This window comes from Tianweitania sp. (assembly GCF_032053605.1).
Lineage (GTDB): Bacteria > Pseudomonadota > Alphaproteobacteria > Rhizobiales > Rhizobiaceae > Tianweitania.
Genome location: NZ_DAMBUH010000040.1, coordinates 24,120 through 30,428 on the forward strand (window position 1 = coordinate 24,120; position 6,309 = coordinate 30,428).

The 6,309-nt window shown below is 63.2% G+C and carries 7 protein-coding genes; all 7 read left to right on the forward strand.

Features of this window, described 5'->3' with window-relative positions:
• A partial coding sequence (locus RTX98_RS11100) for a TRAP transporter large permease subunit (protein WP_312796611.1) occupies window positions 1-638 on the forward strand: 638 nt, incomplete at its 5' end.
• 29 nt (window positions 639-667) lie between these two features.
• The gene (locus RTX98_RS11105; RefSeq protein ID WP_312796612.1) at window positions 668-1,456 is read left to right on the forward strand and encodes an HpcH/HpaI aldolase family protein; all 789 of its coding nucleotides are present in this window, start codon (window positions 668-670) and stop codon (window positions 1,454-1,456) included.
• A gap of 24 nt (window positions 1,457-1,480) precedes the next feature.
• Entirely contained in the window at window positions 1,481-2,425 is a 945-nt protein-coding gene (locus tag RTX98_RS11110; RefSeq protein WP_312796613.1) for a DUF6282 family protein, read from the forward strand.
• Window positions 2,426-2,451: 26 nt separating this feature from the next.
• Window positions 2,452-3,384, forward strand: a complete 933-nt coding sequence (locus RTX98_RS11115) for a 3-keto-5-aminohexanoate cleavage protein (protein WP_312796614.1) — start codon at window positions 2,452-2,454, stop codon at window positions 3,382-3,384.
• Complete coding sequence (locus RTX98_RS11120; protein WP_312796615.1) at window positions 3,384-4,112, forward strand: NAD(P)H-dependent oxidoreductase; 729 nt, start codon at window positions 3,384-3,386, stop codon at window positions 4,110-4,112. Before RTX98_RS11115 ends, RTX98_RS11120 begins: the two co-directional genes overlap by 1 nt.
• A gap of 12 nt (window positions 4,113-4,124) precedes the next feature.
• Window positions 4,125-4,856, forward strand: coding sequence for a glucose 1-dehydrogenase (locus RTX98_RS11125; RefSeq protein ID WP_312796616.1), 732 nt, complete (start codon window positions 4,125-4,127; stop codon window positions 4,854-4,856).
• A 107-nt stretch (window positions 4,857-4,963) separates the two neighbouring features.
• Complete coding sequence (locus RTX98_RS11130) at window positions 4,964-6,187, forward strand: NAD(P)/FAD-dependent oxidoreductase (protein ID WP_312796617.1); 1,224 nt, start codon at window positions 4,964-4,966, stop codon at window positions 6,185-6,187.
• Window positions 6,188-6,309: the final 122 nt, after the last annotated feature.

Below are 6,309 nucleotides of genomic sequence, written 5' to 3' on the forward strand. Positions count from 1 at the left end.
CCATCCCCGCGCTCATGCTGCCGCTGATCATCGTGGGCGGCGTCAAGACCGGTATCTTCACGGTCACCGAGTCAGCCGCTGTTGCCGTGGCTTACGCGCTGCTGGTCGGCCTGCTTCATCGCGAACTGTCCTGGGACAAGATCTGGCAATCACTGGTTTCAACCGCGATCGCCACGTCAGGACTGCTGTTCATCCTTGCCATGGCGAGCATCGTCGCCTTCGCGCTCACCATCGAACAGGTGCCGACCAAGTTCGCCGATCTGCTGCTCGGAGTCAGCGACAACAAGCTGGTGATCCTGCTGATGGTCAACATCATGCTGCTGATCCTCGGCAAGTTCCTGGAGCCGATCTCGGTAATGATCGTCACCATGCCGATCCTTCTGAAGGTGGCCGATGTCATCGACATGGATCTGGTTCAGTTCGGCGTCATGGTCACGCTGAACGTGGTGATCGGCATGGTCACGCCGCCGGTGGGCGTCTGCCTCTTCGTGGTCTGCGCCATCTCCGGCCAGTCGCTGGGGGCGGTCAGTAGGGAAGTCGTGCCGATGTTCTTCATCTGCATCGCGCTTCTTGCAGCCATCGCCCTCATCCCGGCCGTGACGCTCTGGCTGCCGAACTTCATGACCCCGCTGCCGTAAGCTGCGGGTTGATCTGAAAAGGAGTGACCATGTCATTATCGACCTCTCCAACCGGCTTTCGCCAGCGCTTCATTGCAGGTGAGACGCTTGTCGGGACCTTCGTGAAGACGCCAACCACCCATTCGATCGAGATCCTTGGCAATCTCGGCTTCGATTTCGTGGTGATCGACGAGGAACACGCGCCCTGGGATCGCGGCACGATCGACGCAGCACTGTTGGCAGCGCGGGCCAGTGGCACCGCCGGCATCGTGCGGGTGGCGGAACCGACGCCATCCAAGATCCTTGCTGTTCTCGATGATGGCGCGGCCGGCGTGCTGGTGCCTCATGTGAGTTCAGTGGCCAAGGCGAAGGAGCTCGCTCAAGCCTGCCGCTTCCGCGGCGGTCGCCGCGGCTTCTCCAACACCACTCGGGCCGGCGATTTCGGCGCTGTCGGCGTGTGGCCGCATGTAGATGCGCAGGACGCAGCGGTGACCTTTGTCGCGATGATCGAGGACCCGGAAGCGCTCGACGAGATCGATGCGATCGTCAGCACCGAAGGGCTGGACGGCGTCTTCATCGGTCGCGGCGATCTGACGGTGGCGCTGGGTGCGCCAGCCATGGATGCGCCGGAAATCATGAGCGCATGCGAGACGATCATCTCGGCGGCGAAGAAGGCGGGCAAGCCCGTCGCCATGATGGTGGCCAATGCCGACGACGCCAAACGCTTCAACGCCATGGGTGCGACCACCTTCATCGTCGCATCCGATCAGGGCTTCCTGCGCCAGGCCGCGTCGAAAGCCTATTCCGAAATATCAGCCGTGGGCGCGAAAAGCGCCTGATCGAACCTGAGGAGGAGACGAACAATGGCCGACACCAACACGAACTATCCCACCATCGTACCCCTGACCGAAATGTCGCCGGAGCGCACCGCGGAAGTGGCCGAGCTTCTGGTCGATGCCGTCGACCTGCACTGCCATTCCGGTCCGGCCGCCATGCCGCGCATTCTCGGCCACACCGAGGCCTTCCAGATGGCCGAGGATGCCGGCTTCAAGGCGCTGCTCTACAAGGATCACTATTATGTCGGTATGCCGCATTGCGCGGTGCTGAAAGACATCTACCCGGACTCGAAGGTCGAGCTTTATTCGGGCGTCGCGCTCAACAATGCGTCGGGCGGCATCAACCCGCATGCGGTCGACCACAACATCAAGCTCGGTGGCAAGATCGTCTGGTTCCCGACCTTTGCCGCCAAGAACCATATCGAAGCCTATGCCTCCAAGAGCTTCCCCAAGACCGCCAAGCCGATGCTGCCGCCGATCCCGCTCACCGTGCTCGATGCCAACGGCAAGCTGATCGACGAGGCCAAGCAAATCTGCGACCTGATTGCCGAAGCCGACATCATTCTGGCGGGCGGGCACCTTTCGGCGGCTGAGCTGTTCGTGCTGTTCGAGGAAGCTGCCCAGCGCGGCGTCAAGAAGATGCTGGTGAACCATCCCTCCTACATCATCGGCTGTTCCGACGAGGACATTCGCGGGCTGGTGGGCCTGGGCGCCTATATGGAACATTCGATCTGCATGTTCATTCCGGGCCGCGCCAAGCAGCACGAGACAGAAGACCTGATCCACATGATGGAAGTGGCCGGCGTTGACCGCACCGTGCTCGGCTCCGATCTCGGCCTGACGCAGGCGCCGAAGCCGGTGGACGGCTATCGCATGATCGTGTCCGACCTGCTCGACCATCAGGTTGATAAGGCCGACATCAAGAAGATCATCTCCACCAACGCCAGCGGCCTGATCAATCTCGCGGCCTGAACAGAACCAAACGAGGAGGATAAGGGATGGCTGCTGCTCGCAAAGTGATCATCACCTGCGCGGTGACGGGTTCGATCCACACGCCGTCGATGTCGCCGCATCTGCCGGTGACTGCTGAGGAGATCGCCGATGCCGCGATCGGGGCAGCGGAAGCGGGCGCGGCGATCGTGCATCTGCATGCGCGCAACCCGGTGGATGGCTCGGCCGACCAATCGCCGGAAGCGTTCGAGCCGTTCCTGAAGGTGATCAAACAGCGCTCGGATTGCGTGGTGAACATCACCACAGGCGGGGCGGCGACCATGACGATCGAGGAGCGGCTGCGGCCGGTCTCGACCTTCAAGCCGGAAGTGGCCTCGCTCAACATGGGCTCGATGAATTTCGGCCTTTACCCCATGCTGAACCGCTACAAGGACTTCAAGCACCAGTGGGAGCGCGACTATCTCGAAGGCTCGCGAGACCGCATCTTCAAGAACACCTTCGCCGATATCGAGAACATCCTGACCACCTGCGCGGAGAACGGCACGCGCTTCGAGGTGGAATGCTACGATATCGGGCATCTCTATACGCTCGCGCATTTCGTGGACCGCGGCATCGTCAAGCCGCCCTTCTTCGTGCAGAGCGTGTTCGGCATCCTGGGCGGCATCGGCCAGCATCCGGAAGACGTGATGCATATGAAAAGAACGGCCGACCGGCTGTTCGGCGACCAGTATTCCTGGTCGGTGCTGGGCGCAGGCTCGAACCAGATGCGTATCGCGGCCCAGGCGGCAGCGATCGGCGGAAATGTGCGGGTTGGTCTGGAGGACTCGCTGTGGATCGGACCGGGCCAGCTGGCAAAAACCAATGCCGAGCAGGTGACCAAGGTTCGCGGCATCATCGAAGGGCTGGGTCTGTCGATCGCCACGCCGGATGAAGCGCGCGACATCCTGCAGCTCAAGGGTGCGGACCGGGTGGCATTCTAGTGGCCGCCAAGACCGTTCTGATCGTCTACGCCCATCCCGAGCCCGCTTCCTTCAATGCAGCGCTGCGCGATCGTGCGCGCGCGGCGTTGGAGCGCGCCGGGCACCGGGTTGTCGTGTCGGATCTTTATGCCGAGGGCTTCAACCCGCTGGCTGGCCGGCATGATTTCACCAGCGTGGCGGACCCCGCGATCTTCCACTACCAGACCGAACAGGCGCATGCGGCGCGCCACAACACGTTCGCGCCCGACATCGCACGCGAACAAAAGCGGGTGGCGGATGCGGATCTCATCCTTTTCCAGTTCCCGCTGTGGTGGGGCGGACCCCCAGCGATCATCAAGGGCTGGGGCGAGCGCGTGCTTGCCTATGGCTTCGGCTATGCCGATGGTCTGCGCTACGACACCGGCGTGTTTCGCGGCCGGCGCGCGATGGTGTCGATGACATCGGGCGGCACCACGGCGCGGTTCGGTGCGGGCAACGCCTATGGCGATCTTCAAAGCCAGGTGCTGTGGCAGCTGCAGCATCTCGGGCTCGAATATATGGGCTACCAACTCGAAGAGCCGTTTGTTGCCTATGGCGCGCCACGCACCGACGATGCCGGGCGGCAAGCCTACCTCGATGAGCTGGAGCAACGCGTTCTGGCCGCCGCCGCGAAGCCGGTCGATCGCAGCCTGACGGTTACCAATCCGCTCGACCTCGTGCTGGACGGCGCCTGGAAGCAACAGCGATAAGAGAGGGCAAGGATGGACATGGGAAAAGTTGCGCTGGTCGCTGGCGGATCGCGCGGCATCGGCACCGCAGTCGCGCGCCGGCTGGCGAAAGACGGGATGGCGGTCGCCGTCGGCTACCGCAACTCGGCGTCGGAAGCCGAAGCGATCGTTGGCGACATTGAGGCTGCGGGTGGCCAGGCCTTCGCCGTTCAAGGCGATGTCGGGCGTAACGGCGATCCGGCGCGGATGGTGGAGGAGACGGTCGAGCGCTTCGGTCAGCTGGACGTTCTCGTAAACACCGCGGGCATCGGCCCCTATCGTTCATTGGATGCCGTGGACGAAGCGTACATCCGCGCGATGTTCGACACCAATGTCACCGGCGCGATCATGCTGACCAAGGCTGCGGCTTCCATGATGCAGGAGGGTGGGCGGATCATTCAGGTGTCGTCGCGCTTGGCTTACAGCCCGATCCCCACCAGCACGGTCTATGCTGCGTCCAAGGCTGCCGTTCAGGCGATGGTACACGGCTTCGCCAAGGAGCTCGGTCCGCGCGGCATTACGGTCAATGCTGTCGCGCCGGGCGTAATCGAAACCGACATGACCACGAAGATCATTGCCGAGCGCGGCGAGCAGATCCGCGCCACCACGCCGCTCGGCCGCATCGGCCAGCCAGACGACATCGCATGCATTGTCGCCTTCCTGGCGTCGGATGATGCACGCTGGATCACCGGCCGCACGATCCTGGCGGATGGCGGGCTGACCTAACGCTCCATCATCCGGCAACAGCGCGTTGCTTGACCATCAGGCGTGGCTTATGAACGTTGCCGCCCCTCCAAAGGGGCGAACGGCGTTTCTTCAGGTGCTTGCCGCTTATGTCTTCGGTTGTGATTATCGGTGCCGGCCATGCCGGTTTCAATCTTGCGCATCTCTTGCGGCAGAACGGCTTCGGCGGCCGTGTCACTCTGATCGGCGATGAAGGTGGCACGCCCTATCAGCGGCCGCCGCTGTCGAAAGCCTATCTCATGGGCAAGGTCGACGCCTCGGGTCTCACCTTCAGGCCGGACAGCTTCTTCGACGAGCAAGGCATCGAGCGCATCGACGGAACGGCAACGAGCATCGACCGGCAAACGCAGCGTGTTCATGTCGAAGGTCATGCGCCGGTCGCCTATGACACGTTGGTTCTGGCGACAGGCGCCCGCCGCCGCGAGCTGCCGGTGGAAGGTGGGACGCTTGAAGGCGTGCACGGGCTGGCGACACGCGCGGATGCCGATCGCCTCAAGCAAGCGCTGGAAGACGAGCGGCATCAGCCGCTGGTGATCGGCGCCGGCTTCATAGGCCTCGAATTTGCCGCCGGCGCGCGGTATTTCGGCTTCGACGTCAAGGTCATCGATCTGGCGCCGCGCATCATGGCGCGCGCGGTCAGCCCGGCGATCTCCACCTATTTCCAGCAGGCGCATGAGCAAAGCGGCGTGCAATTCCTTTTGGAAACCGGCATCGCGCATCTGGAAGGGAAAGACGGTCATGTGATCCATGTCGTCACCACCAATGGTGATCGGCTCCAGACGGATCTCGTGGTGGCCGGCATCGGCGTCATCCCCAACGATCAGCTGGCCCGGGATGCGGGGCTTGCGGTCGAAAACGGCATCGTGGTCGACGAACATCTGGCGACCAGCGATCCCCATATCTTTGCGATCGGCGATTGCGCCAATTTCCCGGACAAGGCGCTGGCCTCGCGGCTGCGGCTGGAATCCGTGCAGAACGCGACCGACCAGGCACGCGCGCTGGCAGCGCTCATCACGAGCCAGGAGCGCGTTCCCTACGATGCCGTTCCATGGTTCTGGTCGGATCAGGGACCGTTGAAGCTGCAGATCGCCGGCCTCGGCACAGGCAGCGACACCTTTATCGAACAGCGCGACGACAAGGGCCTGTCGGTGTTCGCCTTCCGCGACGGGCAGCTGGCGGCGGTGGAAACCGCCAACCATGCCGGCAACCACATGGCCGCGCGCAAGCTGTTCGGCTCAGGCCTGGCGCGGCCGAGTGCCGATGAAATTGCAAGCCCCGGCTTCACGCTCAAGGATTATGTGCTGCGCAAGTAGCATCTAGCTCCTAAGCGCCTGCGCGGGCGATTGCCGGTAAGCGAGCAGCGCGGGGACCAGCGTCACGACCGCCACGGCAGCGAACAGCAAACCGAGCGTGCCGAGATCCGCGCTGCGGAATT

Excerpts from the sequence above, each read along its gene's own strand:
- RTX98_RS11105 (WP_312796612.1), top strand. The coding sequence starts at position 668 with ATGTCATTATCGACCTCTCCAACCGGCTTTCGCCAGCGCTTCATTGCA.
- RTX98_RS11110 (WP_312796613.1), top strand. The coding sequence starts at position 1,481 with ATGGCCGACACCAACACGAACTATCCCACCATCGTACCCCTGACCGAA.
- RTX98_RS11115 (WP_312796614.1), top strand. The coding sequence starts at position 2,452 with ATGGCTGCTGCTCGCAAAGTGATCATCACCTGCGCGGTGACGGGTTCG.
- RTX98_RS11125 (WP_312796616.1), top strand. The coding sequence starts at position 4,125 with ATGGACATGGGAAAAGTTGCGCTGGTCGCTGGCGGATCGCGCGGCATC.
- RTX98_RS11130 (WP_312796617.1), top strand. The coding sequence starts at position 4,964 with ATGTCTTCGGTTGTGATTATCGGTGCCGGCCATGCCGGTTTCAATCTT.